Below are 18,486 nucleotides of genomic sequence, written 5' to 3'. Positions count from 1 at the left end.
GCAATCGGCTCAGGTTTGCGCTAACACCTTAAAAATATGTCATTTTTGCCCTTTTTTGATTCCGTTTTCGCCGCTATATGGCCCCCAAAGCAAGCGCAGTCGGAGACGTCATATGACCATAAAGGTCGGTATCAATGGTTTTGGCCGCATTGGCCGCTGTACCCTTTCGCACATTGCGGCGTCAGCCCGAAACGACATTGAAGTGATCAAGGTCAACGCAACCGGACCATTGGAAACCTCTGCGCATTTGCTCAAGTACGACAGTATTCACGGCCGCTTTCCCCGTGACGTTTCAATCAACGGCAAAACCATGGATCTGGGCCGCGGCCCGATGGAGATGTTCTCGACCTACGACATGAACGAGCTGGACTGGGACGGCTGCGACGTCGTTCTGGAATGCACCGGCAAGTTCAATGACGGACTGAAGGCCAAGACACACCTTGATCGCGGCGCGCAACGGGTTCTGCTGTCGGCCCCCGGCACGAACGTGGACAAGACCATCGTTTTCGGCGTGAACCACAACAGCCTCGTCTCCGAGGACCGGATGGTGTCCAACGGGTCCTGCACCACGAATTGCCTTGCTCCGCTTGCCAAGGTTCTGGATGAAGGCATCGGCATCGAACATGGTATCATGACCACGATCCATGCCTATACCGGCGACCAACCAACCCTGGATCGGCGTCACAGCGATCTCTATCGCGCGCGCGCTGCCGCGATGTCGATGATCCCGACCACAACCGGTGCCGCTGCGGCGTTGGGAGAGGTTTTGCCGAACCTCAAAGGCCGTCTGGATGGGTCGGCAATCCGTGTGCCCACCCCAAACGTGTCGGCCGTTGATCTGTCGTTCCGCGCCGCGCGCGATGTCACCGTCGAAGAGGTCAACGCCATCGTGGAAGAGGCTGCCAAAGGTCCGATGCAGCGCGTTCTGGGCTTTGAACCCGCGCCGCTGGTCTCGACCGATTTCAACCACACCGAAGAAAGCTCGATCTTCGCGCCGGACCAGACCCGCGTGGTCGACAACCGTATGGTCCGCGTTCTGGCCTGGTATGACAACGAGTGGGGCTTTTCGGTGCGCATGGCCGATGTGGCCGTGGCCATGGGGCGTCTTAACTGACCCTTCGCACATTGCTTGTACCTTAACGCCCGCTCAGGTTATCTGGGCGGGCGTTTTCGTTCGGAGACATGATGACAAACCAAATCGCCATCTGGCTTGGGATATTCATTCTCGGCGGATTCATGCTGGATTATGCGGTGTATGGAACCGAACATTTATTGTTCCTGAGCAAGAAGCTCTACGCTTTTCTGGACTGGCTGGCTTTCTGGCGCTGACGGATGTTTTGCTTGACATTTTCGCTCATCTGATCTTGTTAGCGCTAACTACATTCCCATCGCGGCCAGATGGCCACTCAGACGGAGCGCAACATGACACTGAAACTGGCAATCAACGGCTTTGGACGGATCGGGCGCGGCGTTTTGCGGGCGGTCGTGGAATCGGGCCGTACCGATGTTGAGATCGTGGCCATCAACGATCTGGGCAAACCCGAGATGAACGCGCATCTGTTTGAGTTTGACAGCGTGCATGGCCGGTACCCGAACCCGGTGACCCTTTCCGATGCGGGTCTGGATGTCGGCGCGGGTCCGATCCGCCTGAGCAGCGAGCGGGATCCGGAAGCGCTGAACTGGTCCGATGTCGATGTGGTTCTGGAATGCACCGGCGTGTTTCGCACCCGCGAGGCGGCCGAGCGGCATTTCAAGAACGGGTCGGGAAAAGTTCTGATCTCTGCCCCTGCCCGGGGGGACGGTGCGGTCAAGACGGTGGTCTTTGGCGTCAACGATCACGAGCTGACGGCAGAGGACAGGGTTGTGTCGAACGCATCTTGCACGACGAACTGCTTGTCGCCCGTCGCGGCCGCTCTGGACGCCGGTCTGGGCATTCTGCACGGCAACATGACGACCATCCACGCCTACACGGCCAGCCAGCCGGTTCACGACACGGTCGGCAAAGACCCCTACCTGTCGCGCGCAGCGGCATTGTCGATGATCCCGACCACAACCGGAGCGGCCTCGGCCGTTGGACTGGTTCTGCCGCAATTGTCTGGCAAGCTGACGGGTCAGGCCATTCGGGTGCCCACGCCCAATGTGTCCGTCGTCGATCTGGTGGCCGAAGTCTCGCGCCCAACCACCGAGGATGAAGTCAACGCGCTGTTTGTTGACGCTGCGGCAAAGAGGCCCGGCGTTCTGGCTGCCGAAAGCCGCCCGCTCGTTTCCATCGATTTCAACCATGATGCACACAGTTCGACCGTGTCGCTGGCCGAAACCAAGGTCACAGATGGCACGCTTGTGCGCGTTCTGGCCTGGTATGACAACGAATGGGGCTTCTCGAACCGGATGCTGGACACAGCCGCCGCGATGGGCGCGCTATCCTAACCTGTCACGCAGGGCCGTATTGACGAGGGGCGTGACAAATTTGGACACGTCCCCGTCCAGCCGGGCGATTTCCTTGACCAGTTTCGAGGCGATGGCCTGGTGGCGCGCCTCGGCCATAAGGAAAACCGTTTCGATCGAATCGTCCAGCGCCCGGTTCATGCCGACCATCTGAAACTCGTATTCGAAATCGGCGACGGCCCGCAGACCACGCACGATGATCTGGGCGCCGACATCGCGGGCACAGTCGATCAGCAGGTTCTCAAAAGGGTGGGCGACAATCTCGGTCCCGGTCTGCTGGGTGAGGTGGGCGCATTCCGCCTCGATCATCGCGACGCGCTCTTCCAGCGAAAACAGCGGTCCTTTGTCACGATTGATGGCCACGCCGATCACCAGTTTGTCGACCAGGGCTGCGGCGCGACGGATAATGTCGATGTGACCCAGGGTGATCGGATCAAAGGTTCCGGGGTACAATCCAACCCGCATCACGCCCTCCTGCGCAACAAAATTTCTGCGCAAGCAAACATAAGTTTACCGGGGGTGCAAGTGACCTTGTGACAAGACAGGGCCGTCAGTGACCCATAATCATGCCTTGCAGAGCGTCCTTTTCCATTGCCAGTTCGGCCAGTTGTGCTTTGACCACGTCCCCAAGGGTCACGATGCCGACCAGCTTGCCTTCTTCGACAATGGGCATATGGCGAAAGCGTCCCTCGGTCATGCGGGACATGATGTCCTGAACCGTTGCCTGCCGTGTGGTGGTGACAATATCCCGGGTCATGTACGCGCTGACAGGCTGGGTCAGGCAGCCACTGCCACTGGCCGCCAGTTCACGCACGATGTCGCGTTCCGACAGGATACCAGCCGCCGTCTCGCCTCCGTCATCCGAGACGATGACCGTACCGATCCGTTTTTCTGCAAGTATTTTTGCGGCTTCTGCGACCGTCGCCGAAGGACCGACCGTTACCACGCTGTCTGTCGCTTTGGATTTCAGAATGGCCTGAACTAGCATTTATCAAAAAACCTCCGGATTATCGTACTGTTTTCCAAAGCGTTGCGCGATTGTCCTGACCTGTCAAGTTTCGGCGGCGGCTTCCAGCCGCGCCACCTCGTCGCGGATGCCGCGAGTCAGGGCCTCGGCAAAGCGATTCAGCCGTTCGTTGCGTTGATCCCCCTGATGCCGGACAAGATAAAGACTGCGGGTCAGGCTGACCTGATCGGTCAGGATTCTCTGCAGATTCGGATGAAATGGCAGCGTAAAGTCATGCGCCACACACACCCCTGTTCCGGCCGAAACCTGCCGCAATTGGACCGAGACCGAATTCGAGGCCAGCGGAACGCGGTCGATGCCAATATCGTTCAGATAGTCCAGTTCACGGTCAAAGATCATGTCCGGGATGTAGCCGATCAGCCGGTGTGCGTTCAGGTCCGCCACCGACCGAATGGGGCCATTGCGATCCAGGTAATCCTGAGAGGCCACCATGTGAAGTTTGTAATCACTGATCTTTTTCACCAACAGCTTGCCCGCCGTTGGCGCGCTGACCGTAATCGCCATGTCCGCCTCGCGCCGGGACAGGTTGATGATCCGGGGCAATGCCAGAATCTGGATGTCCAGGTCCGGATTGGCGTCGCTGATCGTGGCACAAACTTGCGGCAGCAGATAGTTTGCACAACCGTCCGGAGCACCGATTCTGATCTGGCCGCTCAATGACTTGGTCGAGCCGGTCACAACCCCTGCGGCGGCGCGCATCGCTTCTTCGGCCTGCTGGCCATGCTCCAGCAAACGTTCGCCCGCAGCCGTCAGCACATAACCTTGCTGCGACTTGGTAAACAACGACGCGTCCAACGTTGTTTCCAGTCGCGCGATGCGTCGTCCAACAGTAGCGGGGTCGATCTTGAGGATGCGCCCTGCAGATGACAGGCTTTCTTCGCGTGCGACGGCCAGAAAGACCCGCATATCGTCCCAATTCGGGTTCATCTGGTTCCTTTTGCATTTTTGCAAAGCTCTTTTGAGAGATTGCCTCTGTTCGTGGGATTTCTGCAAGCCTATTCTGCGCGCAAACCTACCGGAGGAGAGTTCGATGCAAGACCTGACGCACTTCATCAACGGCGAAAACGTGGCTGGTGCATCCGGCCGGTTCGACGATGTGTTCAACCCGGCAACTGGCGAAGTTCAGTACAAATGCCCAATGGCCAGCGCGGCAGAGACCACCGCTGCCATTGAACAGGCCGCAATTGCGCAACCTGCATGGGGTGCGACCAACCCGCAAAAGCGGGCGCGTGTCATGATGGCCATGGTCCACCTGATGAATCGCGACATGGACAAGCTGGCCGATGCGCTGAGCCGCGAGCACGGCAAGACTCTGCCGGACGCCAAGGGTGACCTGCAGCGCGGGCTGGAAGTGATCGAATACTGCATTGGCGCGCCTCAGATGCTGAAAGGCGAGTTCACCGACAGCGCGGGCCCGGGCATCGACATGTATTCGATGCGCCAGCCGTTGGGTGTGGTTGCCTCGATCATGCCGTTCAACTTTCCGGCCATGATGCCGCTCTGGCACGTGGGCCCTGCCCTTGCCTGCGGCAACGCCGTTGTGCTGAAGCCGTCGGAACGTGATCCATCCGTGCCGCTGATGCTGGCGGAGTTGTTCGTCGAGGCCGGTCTGCCCAAGGGCGTGTTCCAGGTCGTCAACGGCGATAAAGAAGCCGTCGATACACTGCTTGACAGTGACATCATTCAGGGTGTGTCATTTGTCGGGTCGACCCCGATCGCGCAATACATCTATTCCCGTGCAACCGCGAACGGTAAACGCGCGCAGTGCTTTGGCGGTGCCAAGAACCACATGATCGTCATGCCCGATGCCGACATGGATCAGGCAGCAGACGCCTTGGTCGGGGCCGGGTTCGGTGCGGCGGGTGAGCGTTGCATGGCCGTTTCTGTCGCCGTCCCGGTCGGGGAAGAGACCGCAGACGCGCTGATCGAAAAACTGGTGCCCCGGATCGAAAAACTGAAGGTCGGCCCCTATACCGCTGGCGACGACGTGGACATGGGTCCGGTCGTGACCGGTGCCGCCAAGGAACGGATCCTCGGCCTGATCAACTCGGGCATTGAGCAAGGCGCCAAGCTGGTTGTCGACAACCGCGACTTTAGCCTGCAAGGCTATGAAGACGGGTTCTTTGTCGGTCCGCACCTGTTCGATCACGTGACCCCGGCCATGGACATCTACCGTCAGGAGATCTTTGGCCCGGTCCTGTCGACCGTCCGTGCCGGATCCTACGAAGAGGCGCTGAAGCTTGCCATGGACCACGAGTATGGCAATGGCACCGCGATTTTCACCCGCGACGGTGACACCGCCCGCGATTTTGCCAGCCGGGTGAATATCGGCATGGTGGGCATCAACGTTCCGATCCCGGTTCCGCTGGCCTACCACACCTTTGGTGGCTGGAAGAAATCCATGTTCGGCGACCTGAACCAGCATGGTCCGGACAGCTTCAAGTTCTACACCCGTACCAAGACCGTCACGGCCCGCTGGCCGTCGGGCATCAAGGAAGGCGGCGAGTTCAACTTTAAAGCCATGGACTAAGGTTATAGTCACGCGAACACCAAAGGCCGCTCTGACGAGCGGCCTTTTGAGTTCACCGCGCCTGTATCCGTTTTTTGCAGAAATGCGGGCTGAATCGCTGCCTGAATAGGCGGTGCATGTAAGTTTCATGCCAAACTCACGAAAAATTCAGACAACGCATCTGGTTCCGGACGAAAACACGACTTAAATTGCGCAAAAATCCGAGCAGTCTTTGAGGAGGCGCACGTGTCCAATTCTCGCATCAATCGCCGCGCGGCCCTGTTGGGCGTGGCATCGGTTCTGGCCGCACCAACACTGGTGCGCGCGCAAAGCCTGGATGCCTTCCCGCAGACCGAAGACGCGATCAGTACGCAATTGCCGGTGCGGCGCAACGTATCATCCTTTTCCCAGCAGAACTGGCAGGATCATTTCGACGAGTTGGGTGTCGGCTGCCTGCTGGCCGATATCACCAGCCGCGCGGTGCATTACTGGGGCGCGGACGGCACCTACAAGCTGTATCCAAGTTCGGTTCCCATGAGCGAGGAACTGACCAAACGGGGTTACACAAAGGTTGTCCGCAAGACCGAGTACCCAAGCTGGACACCCACCGCCTCGATGCGTGAACGCGATCCATCCTTGCCCGTCCGGATGGAAGGCGGCGATCCCGGCAACCCGCTGGGCACCCGCGCGATGTATCTGGACTGGCCTGCCTATCTGGTGCATGGCACCCACGACACAAGAAAAATCGGCCGTCAAAGCTCATCCGGATGCATCGGTCTTTACAACCAGCATGTCGAGGAACTGTATCCTCTGGTCAAGATCGGCACTCAGGTGCGTCTGGTCTGAAGACAAAGCCCCGGCCAGATGGACCGGGGCTTTTCGTTGGCGAAGCGGTATCTCTTATTCCGGAATAATGACCGCGTCGATGACATGGATCACGCCGTTGCTGGCCTCGATATCGGCCTGAACAACTTCGGCACCGTTGACCTTGACGCCATTTCTGGCGTTCACGCTCAGGCGGTCGCCCTGAACCGTCAGAACCTTGGCGCGCTTACCGGCGATATCTCCGGCCATCACCTTGGCGGGCACAACATGGTAGGTCAGGATTTCTACCAACTGATCCTTGTTCTCCGGCAGCAACAGCGTTTCAACCGTGCCTTCGGGCAACGCGGCAAACGCTTCGTCTGTTGGGGCAAATACGGTGAACGGGCCCGGGCTCTTCAGCGTGTCAACCAGACCAGCGGCCTGAACGGCGGCGACCAGTGTGTTGAACGATCCGGCAGATACCGCGGTATCGACAATGTCAGCGGCTTGCGCTTTCAGTGGCATTGCAAATGCAAGTGCGGCGGCGGCCCCCATAAAGGTACGACGGAACATGGCTGTCATCTCCTCTCCAGCTTGTTATGGAAAGGGGTACGGGCATTCTTGGAACCCGGATCACTTTGGATCAGTCTTCCTTCACCTGCACCCAGATGCTCTGGGCGCGTCCGTCCTTGAGAAACGGCAGCGCCTCTACCGCGTCCGGGCGGGCCTGCTGCAGGTAGTATCCGGGCCAAAGCATTGAATAGGAACCGGATTGCAGCAGGGCATGCAGCATGTACTGTTCACCCCAGCCAGGACAATCGTAAAAGAAGCGCTTGGGATACTCATAGGGCAGAAAGACGTCATGCACGTGGATCACAACACCGGGTTTCAGCGCCGGGATGATGCGACAGAACAGATGCGCCACATCATTGCTCATCCGAACAACATGGCTGGAATCGATGAACAGAATGTCGCCCGATGCCAGCTCTGAGAACACCGACGGGTCGACATCCTCCAGCCGTTTCTGCTCAAAGTGATCGACGACATGCGCGATATCGGCGCGGGGATAAGGGTCGATTGCAGTGATCCGGGTTTCCAAACCGCCATCGATAGCCGCCTGTCGCGTGACACGGGTGGAGTTGCCACACCCGACCTCAATCACGCGCCGGGGTTGAAACCGGCGAACCATCAAATACAAGGCGTCGGCGTCCGGGCTGTCGTAATACCCGTTCCCGACACGGTATCCGGTCTGGTTACGTGCCGGGTCCTTTAGCGCAGCCAGCGCATCCGCATAGCGGCTGTAGTCATCCGTCAATTGAGCAATATCGAACCCGTCCATTCCCGGCGACAGGGCATAGGCCGGGCGGGTCAGCCCCCCGGCCCGTTCGAATGCTTCGAGCCGGGCGCGTTCGTCCCGCTCGGTCACTTTGTCGACCAGTTTCACACCGAACCGATCCAGAATTGCATTGGTCCTGGGAAATTTTCTGGGTTTCACGTCAGGCTCCGATCTGGTGACAATCCGTGGTCGCTCCTTACCTGTGCTTGCCGGGCCTGTGCAAGAACCAGAACCTCAAACCCTTGGCAAAACGACGATTTCCGTATTCACTGATCCGATACCTAAAGGAGAGGTCCGCGCATGCAGCAGGATTTCACGCTTGGCATCGAAGAAGAGTATCTGCTGGTCGATCGCGACAGCCTGCACCTGACCGAGGCGCCCGAGGCCCTGATGGATGCCTGTCAGGCCGATTTCGAAGGACAGGTCAGCCCCGAATTCCTGCAATGTCAGATCGAAGTTGGAACGCGGCCACACACGACCATCAACGGCGCGCGCGAAGATCTCAAGCGCCTGCGCTCCTGCGTGTCCAAGCGGGCGGCCGAGTACAACCTGAGCCCCATCGCCGTGTCCTGCCACCCGTTTGCGAACTGGAAAGATCAGCATCATACGCGCAAGGAACGCTATGATGCGCTGCAACACGCGCTGGGCGGGGTCGCGCGCCGGATGCTGATCTGCGGCATGCATGTCCATGTCGGTGTCGAGGACCCTGCGCTGCGCGCCGATCTGATGCCGCAGCTTTGCTATTTCCTGCCTCATCTTCTGGCGCTGTCGGCGTCCTCTCCGTTCTGGAACGGCGAAGACACCGGGTTGTCGTCGTATCGGCTGACCGTCTTCGACAACCTGCCCCGCACCGGACTGCCCCCGGATTTTGGCAGTTGGTCCGAATATGAACGGACCACAGGTGCACTGGTTGAACTGGGCGTTATCGAAGACACCTCGAAAATCTGGTGGGACTTGCGCCCGTCACATCGTTTTCCGACGCTTGAAACTCGTATCATGGATGTGCAGCCCCGGCTGGAACACACATTGTCCCTTGCGGCCATGGTCCAGGCCCTGACACGCATGCTGTGCCGTCTCAAAGCCCGCAACCTGCGTTGGCGGCAATATGACAGGTTCCTCATCGGCGAAAACCGCTGGCGCGCGCAGCGCTACGGTGTCGGCGAAGGCTTGATCGACTACGGAGATCGCTCCATCAAGCCGATGTCCGAGTTGATGGGTGAGTTGATGGGAATGCTGGCCGAGGACACCGAGGCTTTGGGCACAATGACCGAACTGGCCCGCTTGCGGCAGATCGCCGAAAACGGAACCTCCGCCACCCGCCAGCGCCGCGCCCATGCCGAAGCCGTGGCTCGGGGTGAGGACCCGGGCCAAGCGGTGGTCCGTCATCTGATCGAAGAGTTCCACGCCGACCTCTGAGCGTATCTCAGTTTTCGGAACCCAGAGATCAAATCTGACGCTCAGCATTGCTGTGCCTGCAAAACTTCTGTAACGATTGAGAAATAAACAACCGTTCAATTCGGCATCGACGGGAGGGAGCGCCATGGACTTTGCGCTGAGCGAGGAGCAAACCGCCATTTTCGACATGGCCTACGCGTTTGGGCGGGAAAACATCGCTCCGTTCGCCCGGCAGTGGGAAGCAGACGGCACCATTCCCAAAGACCTTTGGCCGAAAATCGGAGAGCTGGGCTTTGGCGCGCTATACGTGTCCGAGGATGGTGGCGGGTCGGGTCTCAGCCGGCTTGACGCGACGCTTGTGTTCGAGGCTTTGTCGATGGCCTGCCCGTCAGTCGCCGCGTTTCTATCGATCCATAACATGTGCGCCAAGATGCTGGACAGTTTTGCCGATGACGACCTGAAAGCCCGCATCATGCCCGACATCCTGACCCTGAACACGGTGCTCAGCTACTGCCTGACCGAGCCGGGATCCGGCTCTGACGCCGCGGCCCTGAAAACCCGGGCGGAGCGAACCAATGAAGGCTATACGCTGAACGGCACCAAGGCCTTTATCTCGGGTGGCGGGTATTCCGATGCGTATGTTTGTATGGTTCGCACCGGACAGGACGGGCCAAAAGGCATCTCCACTGTTTATGTCGAGGACGGCACGCCCGGTCTGAGCTTTGGCGCGCTCGAAGACAAGATGGGCTGGAAAAGCCAACCCACCGCGCAGGTTCAGTTTGACGACTGCAAAATTCCCTCGAGCAATCTGGTCGGCGTCGAAGGGGACGGGTTCAAATATGCCATGATGGGTCTGGACGGTGGACGTTTGAACATCGCCTCCTGCTCGCTTGGCGCGGCACAAAATGGTCTGGACATGACCGTGCAGTACATGTCCGAACGCAAAGCCTTTGGCAAATCGATCGATCAGTTCCAGGCGCTGCAATTCCGACTTGCCGATATGGAAATCGAACTGCAGGCCGCCCGCACGTTTCTGCGCCAGGCGGCGTGGAAGCTGGATCAGGGCGCGCCGGACGCCACCAAATTCTGTGCCATGGCCAAGAAGTTTGTGACCGAAACCGGCTCGAAAGTGGTCGACCAATGCCTGCAACTGCATGGCGGCTATGGCTATCTTGCGGATTACGGGATCGAAAAGCTTGTGCGCGACCTGCGCGTGCATCAGATACTTGAAGGCACCAACGAGATCATGCGCGTGATCGTGGCGCGCCAACTGGTTACACAGAACTGAGGGCCCGATGTCCGACATCGACATTCGTACCGCCGGCCGCGCCGGGCGCATCACACTGACACGTCCCAAGGCTCTAAACGCGCTGACTTATGACATGTGCGGCGCGATAGAGACCGCGTTTCGAAACTGGCGCGAAGACGATGGTATTGACCTGATCATTCTCGACGCCGAAGGAGAGAAGGCCTTCTGCGCCGGTGGAGATATCGCCGAGCTCTATGCAACCGGAACCAAAGGCAATTTCGACTATGGGCGCACCTTCTGGCGGGATGAATACCGCCTGAACGCTCTGATCTTTGAGTACCCCAAGCCGGTTGTCAGTTTCCTGCAGGGATTCACAATGGGCGGTGGCGTGGGTGTGGGATGCCACGGAAGCCATCGGGTGGTTGGCGAAAGCTCGAAAATCTCCATGCCCGAATGCTCCATTGGTCTCGTGCCGGATGTGGGCGGAACGCTGATGCTCGCCCTTGCGCCGGGGCGCCTGGGTGAATTCCTCGGCACAACGGGGCATCGCATGGGCCCCGCCGATGCCATTCTGGCAGGCTTTGCCGATCTTTACATCCCACAGTCCCAGTGGCCTGACCTAATCGAGATGCTGGAAGCGTCGGGCAATGCAGAGCTGCTGCAGGATCACGCCACCACCCCACCTGAGGGCGCTTTGGCGTCGATGCAGGACGACATTGATCAGTGTTTTGATGGCGAAACGCTGGGCGATATAGTGAACGGCCTGCGTGCCGCCGGGACGGAGTTTTCGTTGAAAACCTTGAACACGCTGCAGCGGAATGCACCGTTGTCCATGGCGTGTGCGGTTGAAATGTTGCATCGCTTGCGCGGCGCGTCGCTGACGATGCGTCGGGCGCTGGACATGGAATATCGCTTCACCTACCGGTCGATGGAACATGGCGATTTTCTGGAAGGCATTCGCGCCCAGATCATCGACAAGGACCGCAATCCGAACTGGCAGTTCCCGGACATGAATGTACCGGCGGTGGCCGTGTCGAAAATGCTGCAGCCGCTGGGTGCGGACGCTCTGACATTCAAGGAGGAATAAGCAATGAAAATCGGGTTCATTGGTCTGGGAAACATGGGCGCCCCGATGGCTGCCAACCTGGCAAAAGCCGGTCACGACGTTGTGGGTTTTGACACTGCAGGCGTCACTGTCGACGGGGTCGCCCAGGCTCAGAACGTGACCGACGCAGTTGCGGGTGCGGATGCCGTCCTTACCATGCTGCCAAACGGGGTCATTTTGCGCGCAGTGGCGGATCAGGTCATCCCGCACATGCAGCCGGGCGCCGTGTTGATCGACTGCTCGACTGTAGATGTCGACAGCGCCAGAGCGGTCGCAGATCAGGCGATTTCTGCCGGGTTGCTGTCGGTCGACGCGCCGGTGTCCGGTGGCATTGGTGGCGCGTCTGCAGGGACGCTGACCTTCATGGCCGGAGGATCGCAAGAGGCGTTTGCCAAAGCGGCCCCATTGTTCGACATCATGGGTCAAAAGGCGGTGCATTGCGGCACGGCCGGTGCCGGACAGGCCGCCAAGATCTGCAACAACATGATCCTGGGCGTGACGATGATCGCCACATGCGAAGCCTTTGCACTGGCCGACAAGCTCGGTCTGGACCGTCAGAAGATGTTTGATGTGGTTAGCACGTCCTCTGGCTATAGCTGGACGATGAACGCTTATTGCCCTGCCCCCGGCGTCGGCCCCTCCAGCCCGGCAGACAATGACTATCAACCCGGATTTGCGGCCGAACTGATGCTGAAGGACCTGCGTCTCAGCCAACAGGCCGCGGAAAGTTCTGACGCTGACACCCCGATGGGGCAAACTGCGACACGCCTGTACGAACAGTTTGTCGAGGCTGAGGATGGCTTGGGAAAGGACTTCTCCGCGATGCTTCCCCGTTTCGAAAAGCGTGGTCGAAGCTAGACCCGAAACAGCGAAAACTCGCCCATGTGACACGGTTGAAAACAGTGAACCCTTTCTTATGTGAGGGCGAACATGCCAAATGTCATTCCAAGAATTTGGGGGCGCAGACGATGAGACAATTTGCCCGGGTAACCGCGATTGCACTGTTCGTGGTCACTCCCGTTGCGGTTACGGCCGGCAATGGAAAAGACCATAAGACTGGGTTTTTCACGGGGGAACGCGTTGCGCCTCAATACACCTTGGCCGCGGGCAACAAAGCTGGTCATTGCCCGCCCGGGCTGGCCAAAAAGGCGGTTCCGTGCGTGCCACCCGGCCAGGTCAAGAACCTCTACCGCGTCGGCGACAGGATCGATCGCGGTTACTCTTGGATCAGCGATCCCTACCGTTACGGGTTAAAACGTGGCGATTATTACGTGCGCGCCGGAGACTACGTGTACCGGATAGACCCCGACACGCGCAAAGTCCTGAACCTGATTGGCGCCGTTGCCGATATTCTGAACTAGCACGCGACAGTTTCGCTACTCTGCAGCAACCCGTTGGCCTTGAAGCATGGGCTTGAGATAGTGCCCGGTGTGGCTGCGTTCGTTCTCGGCCACTTGTTCCGGTGTCCCCTCAGCCACAATCTGACCACCGCCATCCCCGCCCTCGGGGCCAATGTCGATGATCCAGTCCGCAGTTTTGATCACATCCAGATTGTGCTCGATTACGACCACCGTATTGCCTTGCTCGACCAGCTCATGCAGCACTTCCAACAGCTTGCGCACATCTTCGAAATGCAGACCCGTGGTTGGCTCGTCGAGAATATAGAGCGTCCGCCCGGTTGACCGCTTGCTGAGCTCTTTCGACAGTTTTACCCGTTGCGCCTCGCCCCCGGACAGGGTGGTCGCCTGTTGGCCGACCTTTATATATCCCAGACCAACACGGGCCAAAGCATCCATCTTGTCTCGGATCGAGGGGACAGCCTTAAAGAACTCCTGCGCGTCTTCCACTGTCATATCGAGGACATCAGCGATGGATTTGCCCTTGAACTTGATCTCGAGCGTCTCGCGATTATACCGCGCGCCCTTGCAGGTTTCGCAGGTCACGTAGACGTCCGGAAGAAAGTGCATCTCGATCTTGATGACACCGTCGCCCTGACATGCCTCGCAACGGCCACCCTTGACGTTAAAGCTGAACCGGCCGGGCTTGTACCCCCGCGCCTTGGCTTCCGGCAGACCGGCAAACCAATCCCGGATCGGCGTGAAGGCTCCGGTGTAAGTTGCTGGATTTGAACGCGGAGTCCGTCCGATGGGCCGCTGGTCAATATCGATGACCTTGTCCAGATGTTCCAGCCCCTTGATCGTCTCGCAGGGTGCCGGGGTCTGGCGCGCGCCGTTGAGGCGCATCGACGCCGTCTTGAACAGCGTTTCAATCGTCAGGGTCGATTTTCCGCCGCCCGAAACGCCGGTCACGCACACGAACTTGGCCAGCGGGAAGTCGACCGTTACGTTTTTCAGGTTGTTGCCAGTCGCTTTGACGACAGTAACTTTCTTCTTGTTCCCTTTCCGCCGTTCTGACGGCACCGCGATTTCCCGGGTGCCCGACAGATACTGGCCTGTGATCGAGGCCGCGTCCGCCGCGATGTCAGCGGGTTTGCCCTGACTGACCACCTGACCGCCATGCACCCCGGCACCGGGGCCGATGTCGAATACATAATCGGCTTCGCGGATCGCCTCTTCATCATGTTCCACGACAATGACCGTATTGCCCTGATCCCGAAGGTTTTTCAGTGTACCCAACAGGCGGTCATTGTCCCGTTGGTGCAGGCCAATTGATGGCTCGTCCAGTACGTACAGAACACCGGTCAGGCCCGAGCCGATCTGGCTGGCCAAACGAATACGCTGGCTTTCGCCACCGGATAGCGTTCCACTTGAACGTGACAATGTAAGGTATTCCAAACCCACATTATTCAGAAACCCCAAGCGCTCACGAATTTCCTTAAGAATGGCGCGGGCGATTTCGTTTTTCTGGTTGCTCAGGTGGTTCGGCGCATCGTCGATCCAGGCCAGCGCCTCTCGGATCGACATTTGAACCACCTGTCCCACATGCAGGCCGGCGATTTTGACCGCCAAGGCTTCGGGTCGCAGGCGAAACCCGTCGCAGGATCCGCAGGGGCGATTGTTCTGGTACCGTTCGAACTCTTCCCGAATCCAGGCGCTGTCGGTTTCGCGATACCGGCGCTCCATATTCGGAATGACGCCCTCAAAACTGCGGGTCACCTGATAGACACGCCCGCCTTCGTCATAGCGGAACTGGATTTCCTCGTCGCCCGAACCGCGTAAGAATACCTGCTGCACTTTCTCGGGCAGGTCTTTCCACGGGGTGTTCTTGTCAAACTCGTAGTGACGCGCGATTGCCTCTATCGTTTGCAGGAAATACGGCGATTTGCCCTTGCGCCACGGGGCCAGAGCGCCATCGTACAGCTTCAGCGTCTGGTCCGGCACCACGAGGCGCTCATCAAAGAACAGCTCGACACCCAGGCCGTCACAATCCGGACAGGCCCCGAAGGGCGCGTTGAATGAAAACAGGCGCGGTTCGATCTCGGGGATGGTGAAACCGCTGACGGGGCAGGCAAAATTCTCACTAAAGGTGATCCGTTCCGGCTCACCCTCTTTTGGTGCGGTCTCAAGGATGGCAATCCCGTCCGCCAGATCCAGTGCCGTGCGCAGGCTGTCAGCCAGCCGCGTTTCCATACCCTCACGAACCACCAAGCGATCAACAACAACATCGATGTCATGGCGGAATTTCTTGTCCAGCGTGGGGGGCTGATCGAGTTCATAGAACTCTCCATCCACTTTCACACGCTGAAAACCCTGCTTGCGGAGCTCCAGGAATTCCTTTTTGTACTCCCCTTTACGGTCCCGCACGATGGGGGCCAGCAGGTAGCCGCGAGTCCCCTCCTCCATCATCATGATGCGGTCGACCATGTCCTGCACCTGCTGTGCCTCGATCGGCAGGCCGGTGGCAGGACTAAAGGGCGTACCGGCGCGGGCAAAGAGAAGGCGCAGATAGTCGTAGATTTCGGTCACAGTTCCCACGGTCGAACGTGGGTTTTTGGACGTTGTCTTCTGCTCAATCGAAATCGCCGGGGACAGGCCGCTGATGTGTTCAACATCGGGCTTTTCCATCATGTCCAGAAACTGCCGTGCATAGGCCGACAGGCTTTCGACATAGCGGCGCTGCCCTTCCGCATAGATCGTATCGAAGGCCAGCGAAGACTTGCCCGACCCGGACAGTCCGGTGATCACCACCAGCTGATCGCGCGGGATATCCACGTCTATGCCCTTGAGGTTATGCTCGCGCGCGCCGCGCACCTCGATATTCTTCAGTTCAGCCATTTCGGCCCCCAACACACAAGTGTCTAAGAGATAAGCGAGCGGCACTGAGTCTCCAACAGAAAAGTTAGAACAAAGTGCGAACAATCGGTTTATTGCCGACAGCTCCTGACATAACGCCCCAGCCATCCGGTCATCGAAAAGGGAGCGGTGAATTTTTTGGCGTTCAGTGGAAATGGCGCGGTTGACGGGGCTCGAACCCGCGACCCCCGGCGTGACAGGCCGGTACTCTAACCAACTGAGCTACAACCGCGCATTTAGGGTCTCTGTTCGATCCGTTTGCCCGGATCAAAGGCTGGCAGCGATGGCGCGGTTGACGGGGCTCGAACCCGCGACCCCCGGCGTGACAGGCCGGTACTCTAACCAACTGAGCTACAACCGCCCGCTGCCCGTTCGTTGCAGAACGTTGGGCTGTATTATGGGTACGCCCAGTCATCGTCAAGCGACGTTTTGGAATTTTTTGCCCGAACCTGCGATTTTCAAAGCGCCCGGTCTTTGCAACCGCAGGGACCCTGGGACCGCGCGCGATTGAAAACAAAGACGTGAAGTTGAACCGCAATGCGCTTGCGCCCGAAATGGACAGGCTGTATGAGCCAACTCTACGGGTGATTAGCTCAGTGGTAGAGCGCTTCGTTCACATCGAAGATGTCAGGAGTTCAAATCTCTTATCACCCACCACCCCACCTTTTGATCCCAACCGCAGCAGCATGAGAACGCTTGTCAGCCGTCCTGCGGGCTGCGTAGTGTTGGGCCAATCGCCGCACAGACAAGCGGCGCGGTTGGACGAGGTTGCGAATGGCCAAGCTGAAACGGGATATCGGCCTGGTCGGCCTGACATTCATCTCGGTCGGGGGAATCATTGGCTCCGGCTGGTTGTTCGGACCCTTGCTGGCGGTCCAGCATGCCGGACCTGCCGCGATCCTGTCATGGATCATCGGTGCCGCGGCCATGTTCGTGCTGGCGATTACCTTCGCCGAGATTTCGGCCATGTTGCCGATCCCCGGTGGGATCGCCCGCGTCCCGCAGTTTTCCCATGGCAACATCGTGTCTATGGCCATGGGGTGGACCGCCTGGATCGGGTATAACACGACGGCCCCGATTGAGGTCGAGGCCATGCTCAAATACCTCGCCCCTTATGCACCGTGGCTGCATGCGGCGAATACGGGCGATTTAACGGGCGCGGGTATAACCGTCGCCCTGTTTTTCATGCTTCTGTTCGTCGTGGTGAACGCAATGGGGGTCAAATTCTTCACGCAGGTCAACGCGACGCTGACCTGGGCCAAGATCGCCATCCCGATCCTTCTGTCTGTTTTGCTCATCGCGAACCGCTTTGAAGTGCAGAATTTCACCCAACCCGGAGGGTTTGCGCCCTATGGTCTGCAAGGCATCATGGCGGCCGTGTCGACCGGCGGCGTTATCTTCTCCTTTATCGGGTTTAGACATGTCGTCGATATGGCCGGTGAGGTTCGCAATCCGAAATTCGCCATTCCTGCCGCGCTGGTCCTGTCTATCGTGCTCTGCGCCGCCATTTATTTAGGCCTGCAAATCGCGTTCATCGGCGCATTGGATTCTTCGATGCTGACATCCGGCTGGGCCAATCTCAGCTTTGGCGGTGAGGGTCCGCTGGATGGCGTCATCATGTCGGTCGGCATCGTCTGGTTTCTCAGCCTGTTGAACGTCGGGTCGGTGATTGGACCGTTTGGAAACGGGCTGGTCGCCACCGGGTCGAATGCCCGGATCGCTCTGGCCTTGTCCAAGAACGGGTTTTTGCCAGAACGGCTGATGGTTCTGTCGTCGTTTGGCGTGCCATTGTGGGCGCTGGCGCTGAATTTTCTGATCGGGATTCTGTTTCTGATGACCATTCCGTTCACAACGGTCATTGCGCTGAATGGCGCGGCGATCGTGTTGTCGTTTGCGGTCGGGCCGGTTGCCGTTGTGTGCCTGCGTCGGTTGATGCCCGATCATCCCCGTTCAATCCGTATTCCGGCGGTCCAACTGGTGGCCGTGTCCGCCTTCGCCATCGCGACGCTGATCGTCTACTGGAGCGGTTGGGACACCGTCTGGCGGCTGGGGATTGCACTGATCGTCGGGATGGCCCTGCTGCTCATACGTTTTCGCAACCGACTGGACGAGATGGATGTCACCGAGGCCCTGTGGCTGGTGCCCTACTTCTCTGGCATCGGGCTGATCTCGTTTCTCGGACAATTCGGGGAAGGCGCTCAGAAACAGATCCCGTTTGGGTGGGACATCGCTCTGTGCGTGCTGTTTGCGGCCGTGATATTTGGTCTGGCTGTGCGATCCTCGCTGAGATTTGAGAAATTCCAGAAGTACATCGCGGAAGAGGAAGTTCTGGACCCGGCCAAACCTGTCATCGGGTTCTAAAG

17 protein-coding genes and 3 tRNA genes are annotated in these 18,486 nt (G+C 58.8%); 12 read left to right on the top strand and 8 right to left on the bottom strand.

What is annotated here, in order from left to right; genetic code table 11:
- Positions 1-112 precede the first annotated feature (112 nt).
- The 3 genes from gap (ACR3E0_RS10680) to gap (ACR3E0_RS10670) all read left to right on the top strand — a co-directional run bounded on the left by gap (ACR3E0_RS10680) (position 113) and on the right by gap (ACR3E0_RS10670) (position 2,427).
- Complete coding sequence (gap, locus tag ACR3E0_RS10680) at positions 113-1,114, top strand: type I glyceraldehyde-3-phosphate dehydrogenase (protein ID WP_480478751.1); 1,002 nt, start codon at positions 113-115, stop codon at positions 1,112-1,114.
- Between the two features lie 71 nt (positions 1,115-1,185).
- Positions 1,186-1,329 (top strand): hypothetical protein, encoded by a 144-nt coding sequence (locus tag ACR3E0_RS10675; RefSeq protein WP_480478750.1) that lies wholly within the window; start codon positions 1,186-1,188, stop codon positions 1,327-1,329.
- Between the two features lie 93 nt (positions 1,330-1,422).
- Positions 1,423-2,427, top strand: coding sequence for a type I glyceraldehyde-3-phosphate dehydrogenase (gene gap, locus ACR3E0_RS10670; protein ID WP_480478749.1), 1,005 nt, complete (start codon positions 1,423-1,425; stop codon positions 2,425-2,427).
- Here gap (ACR3E0_RS10670) and coaD read toward each other — a convergent pair.
- From coaD to ACR3E0_RS10655, 3 genes are all read right to left on the bottom strand, one after another.
- Positions 2,419-2,910, bottom strand: coding sequence for a pantetheine-phosphate adenylyltransferase (gene coaD, locus ACR3E0_RS10665; protein ID WP_480478748.1), 492 nt, complete (start codon positions 2,908-2,910; stop codon positions 2,419-2,421). The two genes, gap (ACR3E0_RS10670) and coaD, sit on opposite strands and share 9 nt — an antisense overlap.
- A gap of 85 nt (positions 2,911-2,995) precedes the next feature.
- Positions 2,996-3,433 carry a CBS domain-containing protein gene (locus ACR3E0_RS10660; RefSeq protein ID WP_480478747.1) on the bottom strand — a complete coding sequence of 146 codons (438 nt, stop codon included), beginning with the start codon at positions 3,431-3,433 and terminating at the stop codon, positions 2,996-2,998.
- Between the two features lie 63 nt (positions 3,434-3,496).
- Positions 3,497-4,399, bottom strand: coding sequence for a LysR family transcriptional regulator (locus tag ACR3E0_RS10655; RefSeq protein WP_480478746.1), 903 nt, complete (start codon positions 4,397-4,399; stop codon positions 3,497-3,499).
- Positions 4,400-4,502: 103 nt separating this feature from the next.
- Between ACR3E0_RS10655 and ACR3E0_RS10650 the strand changes: the two genes are divergently transcribed.
- Both ACR3E0_RS10650 and ACR3E0_RS10645 read left to right on the top strand, forming a co-directional pair.
- The gene (locus tag ACR3E0_RS10650) at positions 4,503-6,002 is read left to right on the top strand and encodes a CoA-acylating methylmalonate-semialdehyde dehydrogenase (protein WP_480478745.1); all 1,500 of its coding nucleotides are present in this window, start codon (positions 4,503-4,505) and stop codon (positions 6,000-6,002) included.
- Positions 6,003-6,227: 225 nt separating this feature from the next.
- Positions 6,228-6,827, top strand: a complete 600-nt coding sequence (locus tag ACR3E0_RS10645) for a L,D-transpeptidase (RefSeq protein WP_480478744.1) — start codon at positions 6,228-6,230, stop codon at positions 6,825-6,827.
- A 54-nt stretch (positions 6,828-6,881) separates the two neighbouring features.
- On the opposite strand, the gene ACR3E0_RS10640 is transcribed toward ACR3E0_RS10645, so the two are convergent.
- On the bottom strand, positions 6,882-7,358 hold the full coding sequence (locus tag ACR3E0_RS10640) for a fasciclin domain-containing protein (RefSeq protein ID WP_480478743.1): 477 nt from the start codon (positions 7,356-7,358) through the stop codon (positions 6,882-6,884).
- Between the two features lie 70 nt (positions 7,359-7,428).
- Positions 7,429-8,280, bottom strand: coding sequence for a class I SAM-dependent methyltransferase (locus tag ACR3E0_RS10635; RefSeq protein ID WP_480478742.1), 852 nt, complete (start codon positions 8,278-8,280; stop codon positions 7,429-7,431).
- 141 nt (positions 8,281-8,421) lie between these two features.
- Here ACR3E0_RS10635 and ACR3E0_RS10630 point away from each other — a divergent pair, with 141 nt between their 5' ends.
- From ACR3E0_RS10630 to ACR3E0_RS10610, 5 genes are all read left to right on the top strand, one after another.
- A complete protein-coding gene (locus ACR3E0_RS10630) occupies positions 8,422-9,537 on the top strand; it encodes a carboxylate-amine ligase (protein ID WP_480478741.1) in 1,116 nt (371 codons plus the stop codon).
- Positions 9,538-9,661: 124 nt separating this feature from the next.
- On the top strand, positions 9,662-10,804 hold the full coding sequence (locus ACR3E0_RS10625) for an acyl-CoA dehydrogenase family protein (protein WP_480478740.1): 1,143 nt from the start codon (positions 9,662-9,664) through the stop codon (positions 10,802-10,804).
- Between the two features lie 7 nt (positions 10,805-10,811).
- Positions 10,812-11,852 carry an enoyl-CoA hydratase/isomerase family protein gene (locus ACR3E0_RS10620; RefSeq protein ID WP_480478739.1) on the top strand — a complete coding sequence of 347 codons (1,041 nt, stop codon included), beginning with the start codon at positions 10,812-10,814 and terminating at the stop codon, positions 11,850-11,852.
- Between the two features lie 3 nt (positions 11,853-11,855).
- Positions 11,856-12,728, top strand: a complete 873-nt coding sequence (mmsB, locus tag ACR3E0_RS10615; RefSeq protein ID WP_480478738.1) for a 3-hydroxyisobutyrate dehydrogenase — start codon at positions 11,856-11,858, stop codon at positions 12,726-12,728.
- 110 nt (positions 12,729-12,838) lie between these two features.
- Positions 12,839-13,231: a hypothetical protein gene (locus tag ACR3E0_RS10610; protein WP_480478737.1), complete on the top strand. Its 393-nt coding sequence runs from the start codon at positions 12,839-12,841 to the stop codon at positions 13,229-13,231.
- A gap of 15 nt (positions 13,232-13,246) precedes the next feature.
- Here ACR3E0_RS10610 and uvrA read toward each other — a convergent pair whose 3' ends face one another.
- The 3 genes from uvrA to ACR3E0_RS10595 form a co-directional block, all read right to left on the bottom strand.
- A complete protein-coding gene (gene uvrA / locus ACR3E0_RS10605) occupies positions 13,247-16,105 on the bottom strand; it encodes an excinuclease ABC subunit UvrA (protein ID WP_480478736.1) in 2,859 nt (952 codons plus the stop codon).
- Positions 16,106-16,278: 173 nt separating this feature from the next.
- Positions 16,279-16,355: transfer RNA gene (locus ACR3E0_RS10600), tRNA-Asp, on the bottom strand.
- A 52-nt stretch (positions 16,356-16,407) separates the two neighbouring features.
- Positions 16,408-16,484 (bottom strand) — tRNA-Asp (locus tag ACR3E0_RS10595).
- A 221-nt stretch (positions 16,485-16,705) separates the two neighbouring features.
- Here ACR3E0_RS10595 and ACR3E0_RS10590 point away from each other — a divergent pair.
- Positions 16,706-16,780: transfer RNA gene (locus ACR3E0_RS10590), tRNA-Val, on the top strand.
- Between the two features lie 117 nt (positions 16,781-16,897).
- A complete protein-coding gene (locus ACR3E0_RS10585) occupies positions 16,898-18,484 on the top strand; it encodes an APC family permease (RefSeq protein WP_480478735.1) in 1,587 nt (528 codons plus the stop codon).
- The last annotated feature ends 2 nt before the right edge of the window (positions 18,485-18,486 follow it).

The sequence above is a fragment of the Ruegeria sp. AJ12 genome, from assembly GCF_056536245.1.
This window is presented reverse-complemented; position numbering and strand designations above follow the sequence as displayed.